Raw genomic sequence first — 18801 nt, forward strand, 5'->3', positions numbered from 1 at the left:
TTAAAAAATGAGGAAAGCCGGGCCCTTCCGCCGGCTTTCCTCATTATTGAACCCCGTTCAGATAATCCATGGCAAATCCGCTCATGGCGATGATTCCTGTCGGAATGGCCCGCTCATCGAAGACGATACCCGGATTGTGAAGTGAGAGATGCGTGCGGCTGTCTTCATCATTTCTTGTGCCAAGCCGGAACAGCATGCCGGGAATCTGCTCAAGATAATAGGCAAAGTCCTCGCTGCCCGTCGACGGTTCTTTGAGAAAGTCAATATTCTCCTTGCCTAGATGCTTTTTAAGCGATTGCTCAAGTTGGCCGGTCAAGTGGGGATCATTGATCACCGGCGGACAGCCCGCCCCCTTAAATTCAACCTCGGCTTCAGCATTCGAGGCAGCTGCGACATGGTGGGCGATTTCCTTCATCCGCTTTTTGATGTAGTCCCTGGTCACGTGGCTCAATGTGCGCACGGTACCCGACACCTTTACATCCGTTGCAATGACATTATTGGCCGTGCCCCCGTCGATCTGTCCTGCCGTGATGACGGCAGGATCGAACGGCGACAGATTCCGAGAGATGATGCGCTGGAACAGGTCCACGACATCACCCGCGACTGGGACGGGGTCGACGGCTTTCTCCGGATGAGCGCCGTGGCCGCCCGTGCCTTTCACCTTCACCTCGAATGTATCGTTTGCCGCAGTCATCGGACCTGGCCGAATCCCAATTTTTCCGGCATCGGTCGATGGCCAGGTATGCAGGCACACCGCATGATCCGGCTTCGGATTCTCAAGTACCCCCGCCTCGATCAGTTCCGTTGCGCCTCCGGCTTTTTCTTCGGAAGGCTGGAAGACGAACTTGATCGTTCCTTTCCATTCGTCCCGTGTCCGCTCGAGCACCTTTGCCGCTCCGATCAGCACGGTCGTGTGGATGTCATGGCCGCATGCGTGCATGACATTCGGCTTCTCAGATGCAAAATCGACACCGGATTCTTCCATGAGCGGCAGCGCGTCCAGGTCCGCCCTCAGCATCAGGACCGGTCCTTCACCAGCCTTTCCATGCATCAATCCGATCGCCCCTGTATCAAGACCAAGCTCCTGCCATTCGATCGACGTATCTTTCAGCTGTTCCTTCACGAATTTGGTGGTCTCGTATTCCTCATGGCTCAGCTCCGGATGCGTGTGGATATGCCTCCGGATTCCGATCATTTCCTCTTGGATCTCTTCAACGATTGCCTGGATCTCCATCAAATCCTCCGTTCTTTTTGAGTTTGGATTTTATCTCCCGATATCTTTCCATTACCCCAACCTCCCGGAGATATGTATGAGTTCCCACTCTCCGCTCCTGCCTTTGAATTCTTCCGCCCATTTCAGCACCGTCTCACCCGACCTCCGCTCAGAAGTGGTCGGTTGGGCCAACCCGCTCCCCAAAGATCTTTTCCATTTAAAAAGGTCCCTTAGGGCTGAATGCGACAGATACGAATAAAAATAGCCCCTGCTCTCCGTTGAGCAGGGGCATGGTTCAGTTGTCTTCGAAGTTTCGCTGTCCTTCCCGCTTGACGAGATGGTAACGTTTTTTCGGCTCCCGGACGAGCAACATCCGGGCCAGCCGCCGTTCAACAAGCTGGTATTTGAACCGGAGGGCTTTTTGGAACTGATTGTGGAAGCTAAACTTGCTGATGGGCAGCGTGACGGTATGGCCGTTTGTCAGCGTCACGCAAATCTTCCCCTTCTCCACCGCTTCATAGCGATCGATATGGTGCAGGGCGAACCAGGTACAGTCTTCTCGCGAAGGTGAAGTGGTCGGGAAGAGTATGATTGTCTCCTCCCCCTCGATACGGACGGGCGTGTTATGTGTTCTCGACAGGATGTAATTGGCGCCGTCCCGCGCACCGCGGAAACTGGTTCCCTGAGTCCGTAGTGTGCGGTCAATCAGTTGCGTCGGGCTTTCCCCGACCGTGACATACTCATCCAGCAGCAGCACCTTGGCGTGCAGGTCCCCAAAAGCATCATACTCCGGAACAATTCCCATCGTCTCCTGTCCAATGATGAACATGGCATTACTCATGCCCCCATCCCCTTTGATCTGTTTTTTCCCCACTTTCTGTTCTGAAAATGTTCATTCGCCATTGGTGCAAAAGAACAATATACAGACCGCGGTTCCCCGCTTCATCCCCCTCACCTCACACTCCTCGACTAAGAAAAAGGAACCGGACTGACAAGGAAGCGAACGACCTACAAAAATCCAAATCATTGGAATAAATGAGTGATGATTCCTTTTCTGATTTCATTATAGATAAATCGAATGATAAAAGTCTATCTATTTTGACAATTAAAGTTGATAATTGCTAAATTTTGCCGCCGGAAAATTAAAAAGCAAACGCCAGGAATCTGGTCGCTTGCCTCAGGCTGGTGTCTCTGGTGTCTCTGGTGTCTCCGGCGTCTTGGCCGTTTGCCGTCCAAGTTATGTCATTACTGCATCAGCGGAAAGCCCCTTAAATTCTCAGCTGTATCCTTTGAGACTGTCCGCCCGCTTTGTCCAAGGAACAGGTTCCAATCTTCCCGCGTGCACGCCGCCAACCAGCAGGTTATTGTACAGTCCGCTGTATCCAAACAAGTGGAGAAGCGCGAGTTCGAGATATTGAATCCCGAGCTGAAGGATGGCTTCCTTGTCCCGCTCGCTGAGGGCCTGGAGGTTGCGCTGATTTGCATGGATGGTTTCCCTGTAGTAGGCGGCAATCAGCTGCGGTCCGTCCACGTAGCCTCCGACCCTGATGGTGTGCCGTGGGATGGCGGCCGGGATGGAACAAAACTGAAGAAGCCGGCGGATCTGCATATCGACCGTGTAGCTTTCGAACTCCTGGGCCGATATGGCCTGCTCTTCTTCGACAAGCACTTTCCATGCGAGTTTCACTAACGCGGCGTGTACAGATACGAGACGATTCTCCGTGAAGCCGGACGATTTGGAGCTGAGGTACCACTGCAACAGCCGGGGCAACGTCTGCTGCCAATGTGGAATCATGAATTTATCCATCACGCTTTCCACCAGGCGGCCCAGCTTGTCCTCAGGATCATTTTCCACGCCAGGACACCAGTTGGCCTGGTTCCTCCAGCTGTCAACAGCCGGTACCCGATACTGCTTGAAAATACCTCCGGATGCATCACTGCCGTGGATGCTGCAGATGCCGACAGACCGTCCCGCATTAAAGGACAAAGCCCAATTCAGTGCGTCAATCAGCAAGTTGATTGTCTTCGGATCAGCCGGTTGCCTGTCAGTCCGTTCGATCAGACCCGCATGCGTCACCCCGTACCCGCCCAATTCGTCGAGGCTGCGATACGTCTCATCGTAGTTATGAACCTGGTCGAATGTGAGCCGGTATATCCCGTGGCGGACCCGCATTCTTCCCCTGTAGATCAGGTTCAGGTGGCGGATCGGTTCACCGGCTGTCCCATAAAAGTTCACGACCGAGAAATGGACGCGTTCAGCCGGCCTGAGCGGCTGGCTGAACGCATTCTTGACCGAGCCGGCCAATTCGGCTCTCTCCATGTTAAACCGATTGATGAACGCCTCTCCCCGGAAACCGGTAGGCGTCTTGAGCCGATACGTACGGAAAACGGATTCTTCCAACAGGTTTTCCGCTTTCTCCGCGGGGATTCCGAGACCGGTGATGGTACCGACCCACTCAATCTTTAATTCCGGATACCACTTAAGCGTGACCTGGCCATTCAGCTGAAAGACCTCTCCCCCGTCTTCCAGCGAAAACTCGCCTGAATACAGATGCACTGCCTGATTGACAAAATTCATCCTTAAAGGGGAGACCAATGCTTCCTCCACACCCGCCGGATTCCTTCCCTCTTCCCCGGATGACCGAAACGCCTGCTTCCGACGAGCCGATTCCACATTCATTACCGGTTGTCTCCTCTCCATTCCCATTCCTGTGATCAACGTTTTATGACTCGGTGCAGCAATCAAGAAAACTTTGCAGGCATTGTCGAAATGACCTTGTTCCCGACGGCTCTGGTCCTTCGGAAAATCCCATCTTGTGACTCCGTCCGACCTTCTCGGGCAATCCCTTTCCTGTCTCCTATTCCCCATGAGAAAACTCCTGATATTTTTCTATCATAACATTCGAATAACGTTGAAAATATAGAACAATAGACCGAACATTTCGTATTTTTTCTACATGAAATTCAGCGAATCGACAGCTTGCCCCTTATCTCGCAAGAGTGGACCGATTTCTATAAAAAATGCCATCAGTCAACCGTCCTTCCAGGAAGTTAAAATCCATCTGGACAAGCATCCAAATTACTCTTCATCCCAAAGTTTAAAACTATATTGAACTATATAAAACCGTCACCTTCCTCCAAGAGCCCATATGAGAAATAACTGTGCGCTTAACCTATCCCCCCTTTAAACCTAAATGACGGCCTATTTCCAGGCTCACCCAGCTGAATACAATGGGGTTGGAAAGGGGGGAAAACCAATGAGCAGAAATTTCAATGATGATCGAATCCGGCACAGGAAAAAAAGGTGCAAGTGCAAAAACCGGGAATGCTCCTGCTTTAAGGATGACAAACGAAACCGGGAAAGTTCGAGCTTTGAACAGGATCAGGACCGTAAAAAACGCTGTAAATGCGATAATGATAAAAACAGGGAAAGCTCCAGCTTCAACGATAACCATCGGAACCGGGAAAGCTCCTGTTTTGAACAGGATCAGGACCGGCGCAGAAAGCGTCGCAAAAAACGCGACGATGATAAAAACAGAGAAAGCTCCAGCTTCAACGATAACCATCGGAACCGGGAAAGCTCCTGTTTTGAACAGAATCAGGACCGGCGCAGAAAGCGTCGCAAAAAACGCAAGGATGATAAGAACAGAGAGAGCTCCAGCTTCAACGATAACCATCGGAACCGGGAAAGCTCGTTCTTCGAGGATCGGGACCGGCGCCGTAATCGTTTTAACAGAAACAACAATGATGTAGACGTTGACATCGACTTCGACAACAACGCGCGCTCCCGTTCCCGGGCAGATGCGGACAATGATACCGATGTCCGTCTGAGCGACCGGAACACCAGCGTCACAAGGGCTCGTGTCACGAACAGCGGCAATTCCAGAATCGATGTCGATCTTGATGTCGACACCGACTCGAGGTCAAGGGTACGTTCCCGTGCCAATTCTGATGCCGACGTCGATTCCGACCTGGATCAGCGCATCGATTTCTAATAGCAAGCCTGCCGGTACTACTGATCTTAGTACCCCAGAAAGAATAAACGAAGGAGGACGCCCTGGCGGCGTCCTCCTTTACGTCTTATATCATTCGCCATTGGCAGACTAGCCGATGCGTTGCCCAAGTACAGAAAGCGCTCCTGATTCCGTTAGAATTTATTAGAAAATACGATGTTTTAAGAAGTCTTTTGTGGTAGATTCCATTAGTTCCCCCCTATACGATGAGATTACATTAGTTGAAGTGTTTTTTGTAAGCGCTTCAAATAGGAGGGGGATATTGGATTGAAAACAAAATGGCTATCGATTGTGGGATGTTTCATGCTGCTGACGCTTACGGCGTGCGGCCAGGGAGAGAGTGCAGACGGAGAAGCGGAAGCTTCAGGTGAAACAGCAGAGCTCCGCTTTGGCCATGCGGCGCCGGCCACTGACCCTGGCGGCCTGTTTGCAGACAAGATTGCCGCAGATGCAAAGGAACAGACCGATGGAGCTCTGACCATCAATGTATTCCCTGGAAGTCAGCTTGGCGGTGAGGTGGAAATGGTCGAGCAGGTCCGTGCGGGTACAATTGATATCGCACTTGTTACCTCCGGTGCACTATCCAACTTTGTGAGTGACCTTGCCGTACTGGACTTGCCCTTCCTGTTTGATGACCTCGACCATGCACAAGCCGTACTGAACGGCGAAGTCGGCGAGGAGTTCAAGAAGCAGGCAGGCGAACAGGGACTCAAGATTCTCACCTTCTTCGACTACGGGGTGGCCAATATCGCCAACAACAAAGTCGATGTCACTTCCGCAGCCGACATGGATGGATTAAAAATGCGGACACTCGAGAACGAGATTTTCATCGACACGTTTAAAGCACTTGGCTCCGACGCAGTTCCGATTCCTTATCCTGAGTTATACACGTCCATCCAGCAGGGTGTCGTCAACGGAACGGATGCACTCAATGTCACGATGACGGGCGGCAAGCTTTATGAAGTTACGAAACACTTTTCCAAAGTCAACCTAAGCTACCGTGCCGGTGTCATTGTCATGAACCAGTCGAAATACGACAGCCTGCCTGATGATGTCAAAGAAAAGCTAGATCAGGCAGTAGCAGACGGTACAGCTCACTATCACGAAACCATTTACCCTGAATATGAAGCTTCTGCTGATAAGCTCATGGAAGATAACGGAGTCAAGATCATTGAGAAAGAGGACATCGATGTTGAATCCTTCAAGAAAGCCGTGGAACCGGTCTACGAAAAGCATGAATCTGAGTTCGGCGATATCGTGGAACGGATCCGGAACGCGCAATAAAATCAGAAAGGCGTTCGGTTAAGGAGGAGATCAACATGTATTCCAACGTCATCCGTGTCCTCAATAGAATCACGGAATATCTGACCATGGGGTTTCTGTCCCTCATGGTCATCATTATCTTTATACAGATCATCTCAAGGGAGCTTCTCGGCTCCTCCTTCCCCTGGGTGGAGGAAGCCGCCAGGTATCTGATGGTATGGACCGCCTTCCTGGCGGCGGGGTTCACCTACCAATATGCGGCTCACATGAGTATCGACGTCATTGCAAAGCGGCTGACCGGAACAGCCGATCGAATCATCAAGACCATTGTATTCCTGCTCTGTCTCGCGTTTCTCTGGATTCTTTTCACGAAAGGGATGGATCTGGTGAACAGCTCGGCAGGCATCAGGTCGACTGCACTGGAGCTGCCGATGTCCTTCGTGTATGCGGCACTGCCGATCAGCGCGATTCTGCAGGCCCTCAATCTGTTTGATCTTTACTTTTTCAAAAGGGAACCGGTGAAGACTGCAGAGGTGATGGAATGAGCATCTTGCTTCTTATCATTCTCTCCGTCCTGTTCTTCCTGAACGTCCCGATTGCCATCGCGCTTGGGCTGTCCACGACATTGATTGTGCTGATGACGGGTACGCTCGATCTCAGTACGCTGCCCCACAGGATGTTCACGACACTCGATTCCTTTCCGCTTTTGGCTGCACCGTTCTTTATCCTGGCGGGTAAAATCATGGAGCACGGTGGCATCTCGGAAAAGATTGTAAATTTCGCAAACAGCCTGGTCGGGCATTTCCGGGGCGGTCTTGGACATGTCTCGGTCGTCGCGTGCATGTTCTTTGCCGCCCTATCCGGATCGGCGGTTGCGACAACAGCGGCTGTCGGGGGGCTTCTCGTCCCTGCAATGGTCAAGGCTGGCTATGACCGCGGATTTTCTGCTTCTGTGCAGGCTGCGGGCGGCACGACCGGAGTCATGATCCCTCCGAGCGTTCCGATGGTCATGTTCGCAGTCAGTGCCGGTGTCTCTGTCGGTGACTTGTTTATTGCCGGAATCGTTCCCGGGATTTTTGTCGGGCTTACGCTCATGATCTGGACATATATCTATTCGGTTCGTGCCAAAATAGAGATCAAACAGCGGGCCAGTATGAAAGAAATCTTTACTGCGCTTGGCCAGTCGGTTCTGGCCATCCTTATGCCGATTATCATCTTGGGCGGCATCTACGGCGGTTATTTCACGCCCACAGAAGCATCCGTCATTGCTGTTGTCTACGGGCTTCTGGTCGGAGCACTTGTCTACCGCCAGATCACTTGGAAAGTGTTGAAAAAAATCCTTCTGGAAACTGTCACTGTCGTCTCTGCCCTTTCATTCATTATTGCTACCGCATCATTTTTTGGGTTTTACCTGACGATCGAACAGGTCCCGCAGCAAATCGGCGGAATGATCACAAATGCTGACATCGCACCAATTGTAGTCGTGTTGCTGATTGTGGCGCTTCTCCTGGTCGTCGGCATGTTCATGGATGAGATCTCGGCCATCATTATTTTGACCCCTATTCTCCTTCCGGTGGTCGTTGCCATCGGCATGGATCCGATTCACTTTGGAGTCATCATGGTCATTAATCTGGCCATCGGACTGCTCACCCCACCTGTTGGCCTCAGCATGTTTGTTGCTGCGAAAGTGGCGAATATTGAGCACGATAAACTGATCAAACCGCTCCTGCCGTTCATCTTCATCCTCGTGATCGACGTGCTGATTTTGTACCTGATCCCGGAGATTTCACTTGGGCTGCTGGAATTGCAAAAAGACTGACGCTCTTCCCCGTTCCGGGCCTTAAATCATTTCAAAGCATTAAAAAGATGACTCCGTATTGGCGGGGTCATCTTTTTTAATGGATTATTTAACGAAGGATTTCAGATTCTGCTTACCCCAGTCGTACATCATAAACACCACCGGCATCAAGCTTTCGCCTAGTTCCGTTAATGAATATTCCACTCTCGGGGGGACCTCCGGATAGACTTCGCGATGTACAATGCCATCTTCCTCCAACTCTCTGACCTGTGTGGTCAATACCTTATGGGAGATCTTTGGAAATAACCGTTTGATTTCACTAAATCGCAGTGTTCCATTCGTCCCTAAATAATAGATAATGGTAATCTTCCACTTCCCGCTGATGATGGAAAGGGTCAGTTCCTTTTCGCAGTTGAATTCCCCATTCTCAATTTTCTTTCTGACTTCGCTCCGTAAATCATCCATATACCCTTTTCCCCCTGTCTCATCAGATTCACCTCGGCGAATTCAATTCCGGATGATCCGCCGGATACGCTCGCTCAATGAATGGATTCCAGACTTAGCCGGAAAGGTCATGTTTTTCACCTTATCAAATTGCGTTTCGTGCATGCTGCAACTTTTCTTATTAATAAAAGTATCCTTTTGGTAACCTTCTCACAAAAAAGTGCGTTCTTCCAAAGAAAAGGATTATTTTTTAGAATTGATCAAAGATAGAGAATGTTAATTCGAGGCATTGCAGACAATTGGGTACATCCAAGATCTCTATCAGAAATTTAGGGAATGGAGGAAGAGAATTGGCAGAAAACAGAGCCGTTGTCTACAAAGGACCAGGGCACGTGGCGATTGAGGATATTCGGTACCCGGACCTGATCCTCCGGGACGGACCGGGCGTAAATCCATTGAATGTCGGCCGTAAATGCGAGCATGGCGTCATTCTGAAGGTCATCACGACCAATATTTGCGGAAGTGATCAGCATATGGTCAGGGGCCGGACGACCGCTCCGTCCGGACTCGTTCTCGGCCATGAAATTACAGGTGAAGTCATTGAAGTAGGCAGAGACGTTGAATTTATCAAAAAGGGAGATCTTGTCTCCGTCCCATTCAACATTGCATGTGGCCGTTGCCGCAGCTGTAAGGAGCAGAACACCCACATTTGCGAAAATGTGAACCCGGATCGTCCCGGTTCCGCATACGGTTATGTCGACATGGGCGGCTGGGTTGGCGGACAATCCGATTACGTCATGGTCCCTTATGCCGATTTCCAGTTGCTGAAATTCCCCGACAAAGATCAGGCGATGGATAAAATTCTTGACCTGACAATGCTTTCCGACATTTTCCCGACCGGTTATCACGGCGCGGTCAGTGCCGGCGTAAAGCCAGGTTCCACTGTTTATGTTGCCGGAGCAGGCCCTGTCGGTTTGGCTGCGGCCCACTCTGCCCAACTCCTGGGCGCATCAGTTGTCATTGTGGGTGACCTGATTGAAGAGCGGCTTGCCCAAGCCCGGAGCTTTGGCTGTGAAACAGTGAACCTGAAAGATCATGACGATCTTGGAGAGCAGATCGAACAGATTCTGGGCGTTCCGGAAGTGGATTGCGCCATTGACTGTGTCGGTTTCGAGGCCCACGGACATGGCGCCGGGGCCGGTGAAGCACCGGCTGCGGTATTGAATGCCATTATGGACGTAACCCGTGCAGGTGGCCGTCTGGGCATTCCTGGTCTCTATGTGACCGGTGACCCGGGTGCCGTTGATGAGGATGCGAAAATCGGGACTTTGAAGGTTCGCCTGGGACTCGGATGGGCCAAAGCCCATACCTTCGTAACAGGCCAGACGCCGGCCATGAAATATCACCGTGATCTGATGATGGCGATCCTGAGCGGCAAAGCACAAATTGCAAAAGCCGTAAATGCGACCCTGATCTCCCTGGATCAGGCTCCGGAAGCCTATGCCGAATTCGACCAGGGCGCTTCGAAGAAATTCGTCATCGACCCGCATGGGCTTGTCAGTAAATAAAGCAAACCAACAATAAGGAGGCTCATTAACATGACTAAACTTACATTGGACGTAGCGAAGAAACTGATTGCGGGTGCTGAAGAAGAAGCAAATAAGATTGGTGTTGCCATGGTCATCTCGGTGGTGGATGAAGGCGGAAACCTGATCGCCACCCATCGGATGGATGATGCTTGGCTCGCAAGCATCGATATTGCCCAAAACAAGGCCTGGACATCTGTTGCATTGAAAATGCCATCTGCAAACCTGGCCGATGCGACAGTTCCTGCTTCCGAACTGTATGGCCTGAATACGACAAACAATGGACGTCTTGTCGTTTTCGGCGGCGGAATCCCTCTGATCAGTGAAGGGAAAGTCATCGGAGCGGTAGGCGTGAGCGGCAGTACGGTCCCTCACGACGTTCAAGTTGCAGAGGCTGCTGTGAACACATTTGAACAGTTGCATCAATACTCAAAGTAAAATCAGCAACGTCCCAATATAAAGGTGACCCCGATAAAAATCGGGGTCACCTTTTTACTTCACGATACCGTCTCCCACAAGTCAATCATGGTCAATTTGCAGCGTGGAGCGATCATTTCTATCGCTGCACAATCAGAGGATCTTTAATGACATTCTTAATCTCTGATACAGGCAGATCGTTCTCGATCAGCTGGACCATGACTTTCATATAGCGCTGGCGGCAAATGTATCTTCCTCGATGCTCCCTTTCATCAAATTATTTCTGGATCTGATACACAACCTTTTTGATTTCACCGGAGAACGAGAATTCATCTGTTCCCTCGTAATCCTTACTCACCGGATAGTTGGAATCATGTCCCACGTCGAGACCCTCGAACGAGACTTTAAATCGGTGCGTCTGTTCGATATCAACCGATCCCGACGGCTTGCCGTCGATCAGCAAGTTTGCAGTACCACTGTTTTCTCCCGTCAGCTCAAAGTCCAGCTTCACTTCCGCTTTGCCGTCCGGGAGCGGCTGTGAGGATTCGATCCGGTAAACGGAATCTCCCCTGTTGTATTCATACACGGCCTTGTCGTCTCTTACGTAGAGCGTATAGCCGCTTTCGGTGCTGCCGAGTGCCAGAAGCACGCCTTCTTCGTCCCCGGCCGGGCGGTCGATCGGCACTGTGATGGAATACGACTTATTCAGGATAAACGGCGTCGCCCCTTCAGGCAGACGGGACATGCCATCATAGAAGACAAACTTGGACTTTGCCCGAAGCGAATCCTCCGGCGTGAACAAAAAGCCATCCCCGGCGATGTCCGTCATCGGATAAACGCCGTATTCTTTCGCCTCTTTCTCGAACAGCTTCTGCAGCTTTTTCAGCTGTTTTGGATTTTCCTCTGCCAGATTCACCTGTTCGGTCGGGTCCTCGGTGATATGATACAGCTCCCATACGTCTTCTTCATACGGCGTTTTCGGCACATGACGGGCAATAGCCTTCCAGCCATCATGGTAGATCGCACGCTGGCCATTATTCTCGAAGTACTGTGTTTTGCGGACTTCCGCTGCAGCGTCACTGAATGTCGGGATCAAGCTCTTCCCGTGGAGCTTCATCTGCTTGACACCGTCGATTTCCTTCGGCAAGTCGATGCCCATCAGTTCGTAGACAGTCGGTGTAATGTCGGAGACATGGACATACTGGTCGCGGATTTCTCCCTTGGCTTGGATTCCTTTCGGATATGAAATGATGAGAGGTGTCCGGATTCCGGCCTCATACATCGTGGACTTGTACAGCTTGAACGGCGTGTTGCTCGCCTGAGCCCACCCTTGCGGGAATTCCGATTTCGTCTGGTCGGATCCGATCAGGTCTTTACTTTCGTAAATTGTGCCGAACGGTTCTGCGATGTCGTTATACGCCAGCGTGTGGTTAATGGACCCCGTCGCCTTGCCCATCGGACTTGCTCCGTTGTCGGACAGGAAGACAAACATCGTGTCCTCCAGCTCGCCGGTTCGCTCGAGTGTATGAATAAGCTTTCCAATCTGTTCATCCGTATGGGTCAGAAAGCCCGCATACGCCTGCTGGAACTGGGCGAAGGCCTCCTTCTCCTCTGCCGACAGGCTCTCCCATCCCGGAACACCTGGATTCCGCGGCGCGAGCTTTGCATCTTCTTGGATGATTCCCATCTCTTTCTGTTTCTCGAACCGCTCTTTGCGGATCTGATCCCAGCCTTTGTCATACACCCCATCATACTGGTCAATGTATTTCTGAGGGACCTGGACGGGCTGATGCTGGGCACCAAACGCCAGATAAAGGAAGAACGGCGTATCCGGGTCGAAAGAAGCCTGGTCGGTGACGTACTGGCTAGCCTGCCTGACGATATCCTCAGAGAAATGGTAGTCCGGATCATCCGGCGTCCCGATAAACGAATTGTCTTGGACCAGCTCGGGTTTATACTGATCAGTAGAGTCTTCCAGGAAACCATAGAAGCGGTCGAATCCTTTCTGGAGCGGCCAGTTCTCATACGGGCCGGCGGCGGTCGCCTGATGCGAAGGGGCAAGGTGCCATTTCCCAAGTGCGTAGGTGTTATAGTCCTGCTTCTTCAATACTTCGGCAATCGTACCAGCCGACGGATCAATCCGTCCCCGCTTGTTCGGGTTATCCGGCCCCATATCGAAGTTGGCCACGGTTGCCATGCCGAACGAATGGGAATTTCGTCCCGTCAAAAGTGAAGCCCTTGTCGGAGAACAGACCGGCGCCACATGGGCGTTGCTGTATCTGAGGCCATTGTCGGCCAGTTTGTCCAGGTTCGGCGTCTTGATCTCCGAGCCGTAGGAACCCAGATCGGAAAAGCCGGAGTCGTCAAGCACAATGTAGACAACGTTGGGATCATCCGCAGACTGAGCCGTTTCCTGGCCTTCATCGTTTTTCGGCGATTTTACGGGTGCAGCCCCCTGGTCCGGAGCTGCCGCATTCGTTCCGCAACCCGCCAGCATCAGAGCGAGCGCAGAAGTGAATGCTGCCGCTTTCGCCCACGGCGGCATCCGCAAGACATTATAATGAGACTTCAATAAATCCCCCTCCAATTAAATGAATCGTAATTCGATGAAGACTGGTAAATCAGTTCAATGGGACGCTTTCCGGTTTTTCAAGGGCCGCATCAGGGGCCTGCTCGTCCACTTCGACCAAACGGATATTCTTTGTCTCCGGGAACACCCATGCCCACAGCGCCAGTGCCAGGAACAGCATCGCACCGCCAAGGATGATCGGCTGGTATCCGTAGACCGGGAACACGGCAGCCGTAATCAGAGGGGGGATTGCAGAGAGCCCTCGCCCGATCTGCAGTGCCCATGAAATGCCGGTGACCCGTACATCAGTCGGGAAAATTTCACTGAACAGCGACCCGAATACAGAAGCTCCGTTCGACCCGAAATACAGGAAGAAGATCGGCACGAGAATCCATAGGGAATGAATCAGGCTTGTCCATGTGAAATACAGCGCCAATCCTCCGAGCGCAGCGACGACTCCCAGATAGGACAGGGTGATTCTTCTCCCCCATTTGTCGGTTGTATAGCCGGCAACCACCGAGCCGACCAGCCCTCCAAACGCCGTAAAGAACAGCCACCATCCGGTTGCTCCCATCTCAAAACCTTCGAACTGAACCAGATAAGTCGGCAGGAAGTTCGTGATTCCGTAGTAGGCGAAATATTGGAGGACCGCTGCGATCAGTGCGATGGTGAACGGCTTCCAGAATCGTTTCAGTCCGTATTTTTCAGTCCATTTTACTCTGACGATAGCTTCATTTTCTTTGACCTCTTTTTCCCATACCTCGGATTCTTCAACGTCTTTCCGCAGATATAAAGCAAATAAGATCGGTAGAGCAGACAGAATGAATGTCCAGCGCCAGCCGATGATCGGCAGGATGAATCCGCCCACCGTGGCACCCAGGAAGATTCCGATATAGGCGCCGCTGTAAAGCATGCTGCTCCAGAACCCCCGTTGTCTGGAAGGAACCGTTTCACTGACTAATGCCTGCGCTGCCCCGTATTCCCCGCCAAGACCAAACCCTGCAATGGCAGTCCAGAGAATCAGCCATTCATAATTGAAGGTGAACCCCCGCATCAGCGTAGCGAGCGTGAAGATCACAAGCGTGGCGATCAGGATCTTCTTCCTGCCGACTTTGTCGCCCAAGTATCCGAAGACGACGCCGCCGACCGCAAGGAACGCCAGCTGGACTGAAAACACGGAAGCGACTTGTACGGTCGTAAGGGACAAGGCGGCCGCCATGGGAATGACAAGAAAGCTCAGCAGGAAAATCTCGTAATAGTCGAAGATCCAACCGATATAGGCCCCGAAAAACGCCTTATATTTTGGTTTATCCATTTTCTCCTCTTGCACCGGCAAACTATTGGTCGTCATCAAATCCCCCCTTGTTATTTGGTTGAGCAGGCTATTAACCGGCTCTGCCAAGGCCTCCTTCTGTGGATAAAGAGAAGTCCGGTGGTGTCGATGACGCAGGTTCCCATCGTTTAGGTTTCCTGCGTCCACCATCGGACTGACTCCTATCCTTCCGCCAACCCAGTCTACACCGGCTGACGGATCTTCAATTCTTTGGCGCCCACCGGTTCGATCAGGCCCGGATATTCAGGGTCCTGATCAGGAACCCGAAACCGGCCGGGCTGGATGGTAGCGATCAGTTTTTCTTCCTCGTCTCCATATAGCGTGTGCCAGTTCTCCTCCTGGAGAAGAATAAGGCTGCCCAGATATCGGGTTATCCCGATGACTTCTGTGACGAGAGGCAAATCAAGGCTTTCAGCCAGCCGGAAGGCCAGTTCTTCCCCGTATCCGGCATGGCCGGCAATCACCAGGTCGGGGTTTTCCCGCATAAACTCCGAACGCACGGCCCTGACAAAACGGTTCGGATTCACCGCTTCGTTGTCTTGCAAGGTCACCACACGATCTACCCCATACCGAATCCATTCCTCGGCAACGCGGTCCGGATAAGAACCGCATAGCCCCCCGGTCACTTCTCCGCCTTCCGCAATCTGTACGGCGGCAGCGGTCGCTTCCAGGGCCTCGCCTATGATGGAGCCATCCCGGATCTCCCCGATAATGAATACATCTCTGGCCATTCAGCATCCCTCTTTACCGTTTGGTTCCGGGTCAGGTGATGACAGCCTTTGCCCCTGCCCGTTCATTCGCGTGCTCTGCCGCATTGGCTCCGGCGATCTTTCCGAACACCGAGCCTGCCATCAGTCCCGCTCCGCCCGGATAATTCGAGTAGAACAGGCCGCCGGCCGCCTCTCCTGCCGCATACAGGCCCGGAATGGATTCGTACATCGTATCCTGAACTTCTGATTCTTCATTGATTTTCAGCCCGCCGAATGTGAATGTGATGCCGCAGGTGACGGCATACGCTTCAAACGGCCCTTCCTCGATCGGAGTCGCCCAGTTCGTTTTCGGGACGTCCAGCCCGATTGTGCTGCGGCCGTCTTTTACGTTCGGATTAAACGGTACAGAACGGTCGACCGATTTATTGAAGCGTTTGACTTCTGCGAGGAATCGTTCTTTGTCCACGTCCATTTTGTCCGCCAGTTCCTCGAGCGTGTTAGCCCTCACCTTCGTGACTTTCCTGCCCTTGTATTCCTCGCGGAGCTGGGCTGCCGTCTGGGCGTCGAACACCTGGTAGCCGTAGCCGCCAGGCTGCTTGAGCAGTTCACGGCCGTATTTGGCATACGTGTAGTTCCGGAAATCCGCGCCCTCATCAAGGAAACGCTCGCCGTTGGCATTCACGAGGATCCCGAACGGATAGCTGAGCCGCTGGAAGCCCTCTTCGAAGTCCGGCAGGTAGCGGTCTCCCATGACGGCGTGCGAAAGCGTCCAGTTGCCTTCCGGCAGCGCACCGATATCCAGCGCCATCCTGATGCCGTCGCCGGTGTTGTACCGGGAGCCCCGCACGTGGACGGCATCCCACTGGGTGCCGAGGTACTTGGACCGCATCTCGGTGTTTGCATGGAATCCGCCCGATGCGATGATCACCGCAGCCGCGGAAATCCGCTTCGTCTTTCCGTTCTCTCGGATGACGACGCCGTACACCCCGTCATCATTCCGGAGCAGGCTGACCGCCATCGTCTTGTAGAGGATCCGCACTCCTTGAGAAGCTGCCTCATCATGCAGCGCTTCGACCAGTCCATGGCCTCCGCCGACCGACTCCAGCACCATGCCGCCCCAGAACTTGAACACGCCATCGACCTTGAACGCCTGCCGCCCGTAGATCGGAATCCACTTCACGTTGTGTCGGGTCATCCATTTCATCGTCTCGTAGCTTTCGTCTGTGAGGATCGAGGCCAGCACCGGATCGGTCTTGTAGTCCGTCATCCTGCACATGTCGTCATAAAACTGCTCTTCCGTATAGGTCCCGAAGTCGGTCATCGCCATCTCGGCGTCATCAAGGTCCGGCACCAGTTCCCGGATTTCTTCTGACCCGCTATAGGCAAAACGGATGGACCCGTGGGTATAGGTCGTGTTGCCGCCCTTTTCCGCTTCCGGCGACTTCTCGAGCACCATGACCCGGGCCCCCTGCTCGCGGGCGGATATCGCCGCACACATCGCGGCATTCCCTGCGCCGATGACGACAACATCCGTCTCATAATCGAAATTCAGCTCTTGTTCCTGCACACTGCCACCCCTTCCGGTTACAGACGGTCCCTGAAGAATTCCTGGATGAGGAAGTTGAACTCATCTTTCTTCTCGAGCTGCGTCCAGTGACCACATTGGCCGAAAATATGGAGTTGCGGATTTCCGAGGTGTTCGGCGAGATAATAGCTGGACTCGACCGAACACACTTTATCGTTCAGACCATGGACGAGAAGCACCGGATGCTTGATGCGGTTCAGCGCGACTGTGGGAACCGGAACGGCCGCCGTGGCAAAGATTGAGTTGTTGGAGCGCTTGACTTCAGGACGCATTGCGTTCTCGAAACGGTCATCCGTAACGGCTTCGATTACCGGCCACATCTTCTCGGAATCGTACACGAACCAGCTCATGATCTGCTGCAGCTTTTTCTTCGACGGGTTGTCGTAGAAGCTCTTCGCTCGTGCCAACTCAAAACTCATCTTCGTGTTCGGTGTTCCGCCAGGACCCATGAGGACGACTTTGCCGATACGCTCCGGATGCTCGATAAGAAGCTCAAGCGCAATCGAGCAGCCGAGCGAGTTCCCGACAAGGTTGACTTTGTCGAGCTTGTAATGGTCGATCAGCTCGATCGTCTGCCTGACCCACTCGTCCATCCAGGCCTGCCGGTTTTTCAGCGGCTCATCCGGATGGCTGCTGTTGCTGAAGCCATAAAGATCCGGCGCCAGGCAGTGGAAGTTCTGGCCCGCCTCTTCAAGAGCGGGTTTCCAGTTGGCGATGGCCGTAACCCCCGGCCCTGATCCGTGCAGGAACAGGATTGTCTCCGTGTTTCCTTCGCCGGACCGGTTGACGTACGTCTCAAAGTTCTCCGTCTTCACCACACTGCTCGTCACCTGTGCTTTTGTTTCCTGAGTCGCTTTTACCGTCATGACTTGCCATCCCCTTTCATTATTCAGCGTGCTTCAATTGTCGTTTTGACCAATTCTTTCGCGTTGATGCTGTCGCCCCAATAGGTATTTCCGAAGGCGCGTTCGCTTTCATGCCATCTGACCGGCTCCCAGTCCGGCTCGAAGATCAGGTAGCCTCCGGTGAATAGTTCCACCCGGCACCCGCTGCCCGGGTCCGTGACATAGAGGTACATCGCCTGGGAGATTGAATGCTTGCCCGGCCCCACAAAGTCGAAGCCGTGCTCCTTCAGGATGTCCGCCGCACGCAGGATATCCTGCGAATCATCGGACCAGTAAGAGATGTGATGCACCCGTGCAGGTGTATCCGTTTCCGGCCGCGCAACGAAGGCGACGTCATGAACGAGCTGCGTTACGCTCATCCAGCCCGCCAGGATATCCTGGTTGTCGTTCTCGAGCAGTTCCCTCATCTTGAACCCGAGTACATTCTGCAGGAACTCGAATGTTTCCGGCGCCTGCTGGGACGTGTGCAGGTTGACGTGGTCGAACCTTCGCGGCGAAATCCCTTTAGCCCATGCCTTATAGGTCTGGTTTTTCAGGACGGAGCGGCGGTGTTCTTCCACTTCCGGCTTTTCAACATCGTAGTAAAGCTCGAATGTATGGCCGGATGGAAGAGAAAAGCGAATCGCTTCCCCGATGCCCGGTGTCTCCCATGCCGGGACGGTCCTGACACTGAGGTCCTGTTCTTCGAGCAGTGCCCTGAAGCCCTCTACATCCTCTCTTCTTTTCGTGCGCCAGCCGATATGCTTCACATAGCCGGATTCCCCCTGCTCGACCGACAGCGTATGATGCTGGAAGTCCCCCCACGCACGCAGGTAGTGGACGCCGTCGATCTCCGCCGTTTCCTCAAGCCCGATCACATCCCGGAAGAATGTCAGGGACTTTTCCAAGTCCGAGCTGACAAGAGCCACATAGCCCAGTTTCGCAATTTCTGGTCTTTCCATTTCTCCCCCACCTTTTTTCTGGTC

16 protein-coding genes are annotated in these 18801 nt (G+C 52.8%); 5 read left to right on the forward strand and 11 right to left on the reverse strand.

Going from position 1 to position 18801, the window contains the following annotated elements; genetic code table 11:
• Positions 1-43: 43 nt before the first annotated feature.
• From AV656_RS07760 to AV656_RS16330, 4 genes are all read right to left on the reverse strand, one after another.
• Positions 44-1234, reverse strand: a complete 1191-nt coding sequence (locus AV656_RS07760) for a M20 metallopeptidase family protein (RefSeq protein WP_063180547.1) — start codon at positions 1232-1234, stop codon at positions 44-46.
• A gap of 274 nt (positions 1235-1508) precedes the next feature.
• Positions 1509-2054 (reverse strand): competence protein ComK, encoded by a 546-nt coding sequence (locus AV656_RS07765; RefSeq protein WP_063180548.1) that lies wholly within the window; start codon positions 2052-2054, stop codon positions 1509-1511.
• Positions 2055-2489: 435 nt separating this feature from the next.
• The gene (locus AV656_RS07770; protein WP_063180549.1) at positions 2490-3893 is read right to left on the reverse strand and encodes a hypothetical protein; all 1404 of its coding nucleotides are present in this window, start codon (positions 3891-3893) and stop codon (positions 2490-2492) included.
• A gap of 493 nt (positions 3894-4386) precedes the next feature.
• On the reverse strand, positions 4387-4890 hold the full coding sequence (locus AV656_RS16330) for a hypothetical protein (RefSeq protein ID WP_156484817.1): 504 nt from the start codon (positions 4888-4890) through the stop codon (positions 4387-4389).
• A 603-nt stretch (positions 4891-5493) separates the two neighbouring features.
• On the opposite strand from AV656_RS16330, the gene AV656_RS07780 reads away from it, so the two are divergent.
• From AV656_RS07780 to AV656_RS07790, 3 genes are read left to right on the forward strand one after another with little or no spacing between them, the layout of a single operon-like run.
• A complete protein-coding gene (locus tag AV656_RS07780; RefSeq protein WP_063180551.1) occupies positions 5494-6510 on the forward strand; it encodes a TRAP transporter substrate-binding protein in 1017 nt (338 codons plus the stop codon).
• A 35-nt stretch (positions 6511-6545) separates the two neighbouring features.
• The gene (locus tag AV656_RS07785; RefSeq protein ID WP_063180552.1) at positions 6546-7034 is read left to right on the forward strand and encodes a TRAP transporter small permease; all 489 of its coding nucleotides are present in this window, start codon (positions 6546-6548) and stop codon (positions 7032-7034) included.
• Positions 7031-8308, forward strand: coding sequence for a TRAP transporter large permease (locus tag AV656_RS07790; protein ID WP_063180553.1), 1278 nt, complete (start codon positions 7031-7033; stop codon positions 8306-8308). Before AV656_RS07785 ends, AV656_RS07790 begins: the two co-directional genes overlap by 4 nt.
• 84 nt (positions 8309-8392) lie before the next feature.
• Here the strand turns inward: AV656_RS07790 and AV656_RS07795 are convergent, their stop codons facing one another.
• Positions 8393-8752 (reverse strand): winged helix-turn-helix transcriptional regulator, encoded by a 360-nt coding sequence (locus AV656_RS07795; protein WP_063180555.1) that lies wholly within the window; start codon positions 8750-8752, stop codon positions 8393-8395.
• Between the two features lie 329 nt (positions 8753-9081).
• Between AV656_RS07795 and fdhA the strand changes: the two genes are divergently transcribed.
• Both fdhA and AV656_RS07805 read left to right on the forward strand, forming a co-directional pair.
• A complete protein-coding gene (gene fdhA / locus AV656_RS07800) occupies positions 9082-10299 on the forward strand; it encodes a formaldehyde dehydrogenase, glutathione-independent (protein WP_063180556.1) in 1218 nt (405 codons plus the stop codon).
• A 30-nt stretch (positions 10300-10329) separates the two neighbouring features.
• The gene (locus tag AV656_RS07805) at positions 10330-10755 is read left to right on the forward strand and encodes a GlcG/HbpS family heme-binding protein (RefSeq protein ID WP_063180559.1); all 426 of its coding nucleotides are present in this window, start codon (positions 10330-10332) and stop codon (positions 10753-10755) included.
• 256 nt (positions 10756-11011) lie between these two features.
• Here the strand turns inward: AV656_RS07805 and AV656_RS07810 are convergent, their stop codons facing one another.
• The 6 genes from AV656_RS07810 to AV656_RS07835 form a co-directional block, all read right to left on the reverse strand.
• Entirely contained in the window at positions 11012-13306 is a 2295-nt protein-coding gene (locus AV656_RS07810; RefSeq protein WP_231877250.1) for an arylsulfatase, read from the reverse strand.
• Positions 13307-13355: 49 nt separating this feature from the next.
• Complete coding sequence (locus AV656_RS07815) at positions 13356-14654, reverse strand: MFS transporter (protein ID WP_063180563.1); 1299 nt, start codon at positions 14652-14654, stop codon at positions 13356-13358.
• A 164-nt stretch (positions 14655-14818) separates the two neighbouring features.
• Positions 14819-15367: a hypothetical protein gene (locus tag AV656_RS07820; protein WP_063180565.1), complete on the reverse strand. Its 549-nt coding sequence runs from the start codon at positions 15365-15367 to the stop codon at positions 14819-14821.
• A gap of 31 nt (positions 15368-15398) precedes the next feature.
• On the reverse strand, positions 15399-16913 hold the full coding sequence (tcuA, locus tag AV656_RS07825; RefSeq protein WP_082818654.1) for an FAD-dependent tricarballylate dehydrogenase TcuA: 1515 nt from the start codon (positions 16911-16913) through the stop codon (positions 15399-15401).
• Between the two features lie 17 nt (positions 16914-16930).
• On the reverse strand, positions 16931-17797 hold the full coding sequence (locus AV656_RS07830; RefSeq protein ID WP_063180567.1) for an alpha/beta fold hydrolase: 867 nt from the start codon (positions 17795-17797) through the stop codon (positions 16931-16933).
• Between the two features lie 23 nt (positions 17798-17820).
• On the reverse strand, positions 17821-18777 hold the full coding sequence (locus tag AV656_RS07835) for a VOC family protein (RefSeq protein WP_063180568.1): 957 nt from the start codon (positions 18775-18777) through the stop codon (positions 17821-17823).
• Between the last annotated feature and the right edge of the window lie 24 nt (positions 18778-18801).

Source organism: Bhargavaea cecembensis, from assembly GCF_001619585.1.
GTDB classification, from domain to species: Bacteria; Bacillota; Bacilli; order Bacillales_A; family Planococcaceae; genus Bhargavaea; species Bhargavaea cecembensis_A.

Bases quoted from the DNA above. Each gene is read 5' to 3' on its own strand.
- AV656_RS07760 (WP_063180547.1), bottom strand. From the start codon at position 1,234: ATGGAGATCCAGGCAATCGTTGAAGAGATCCAAGAGGAAATGATCGGA.
- AV656_RS07765 (WP_063180548.1), bottom strand. From the start codon at position 2,054: ATGAGTAATGCCATGTTCATCATTGGACAGGAGACGATGGGAATTGTT.
- AV656_RS07770 (WP_063180549.1), bottom strand. From the start codon at position 3,893: ATGAATGTGGAATCGGCTCGTCGGAAGCAGGCGTTTCGGTCATCCGGG.
- AV656_RS16330 (WP_156484817.1), bottom strand. From the start codon at position 4,890: ATGGTTATCGTTGAAGCTGGAGCTCTCTCTGTTCTTATCATCCTTGCG.
- AV656_RS07785 (WP_063180552.1), top strand. From the start codon at position 6,546: ATGTATTCCAACGTCATCCGTGTCCTCAATAGAATCACGGAATATCTG.
- AV656_RS07790 (WP_063180553.1), top strand. From the start codon at position 7,031: ATGAGCATCTTGCTTCTTATCATTCTCTCCGTCCTGTTCTTCCTGAAC.
- AV656_RS07795 (WP_063180555.1), bottom strand. From the start codon at position 8,752: ATGGATGATTTACGGAGCGAAGTCAGAAAGAAAATTGAGAATGGGGAA.
- AV656_RS07805 (WP_063180559.1), top strand. From the start codon at position 10,330: ATGACTAAACTTACATTGGACGTAGCGAAGAAACTGATTGCGGGTGCT.
- AV656_RS07815 (WP_063180563.1), bottom strand. From the start codon at position 14,654: ATGACGACCAATAGTTTGCCGGTGCAAGAGGAGAAAATGGATAAACCA.
- AV656_RS07820 (WP_063180565.1), bottom strand. From the start codon at position 15,367: ATGGCCAGAGATGTATTCATTATCGGGGAGATCCGGGATGGCTCCATC.
- AV656_RS07830 (WP_063180567.1), bottom strand. From the start codon at position 17,797: ATGACGGTAAAAGCGACTCAGGAAACAAAAGCACAGGTGACGAGCAGT.
- AV656_RS07835 (WP_063180568.1), bottom strand. From the start codon at position 18,777: ATGGAAAGACCAGAAATTGCGAAACTGGGCTATGTGGCTCTTGTCAGC.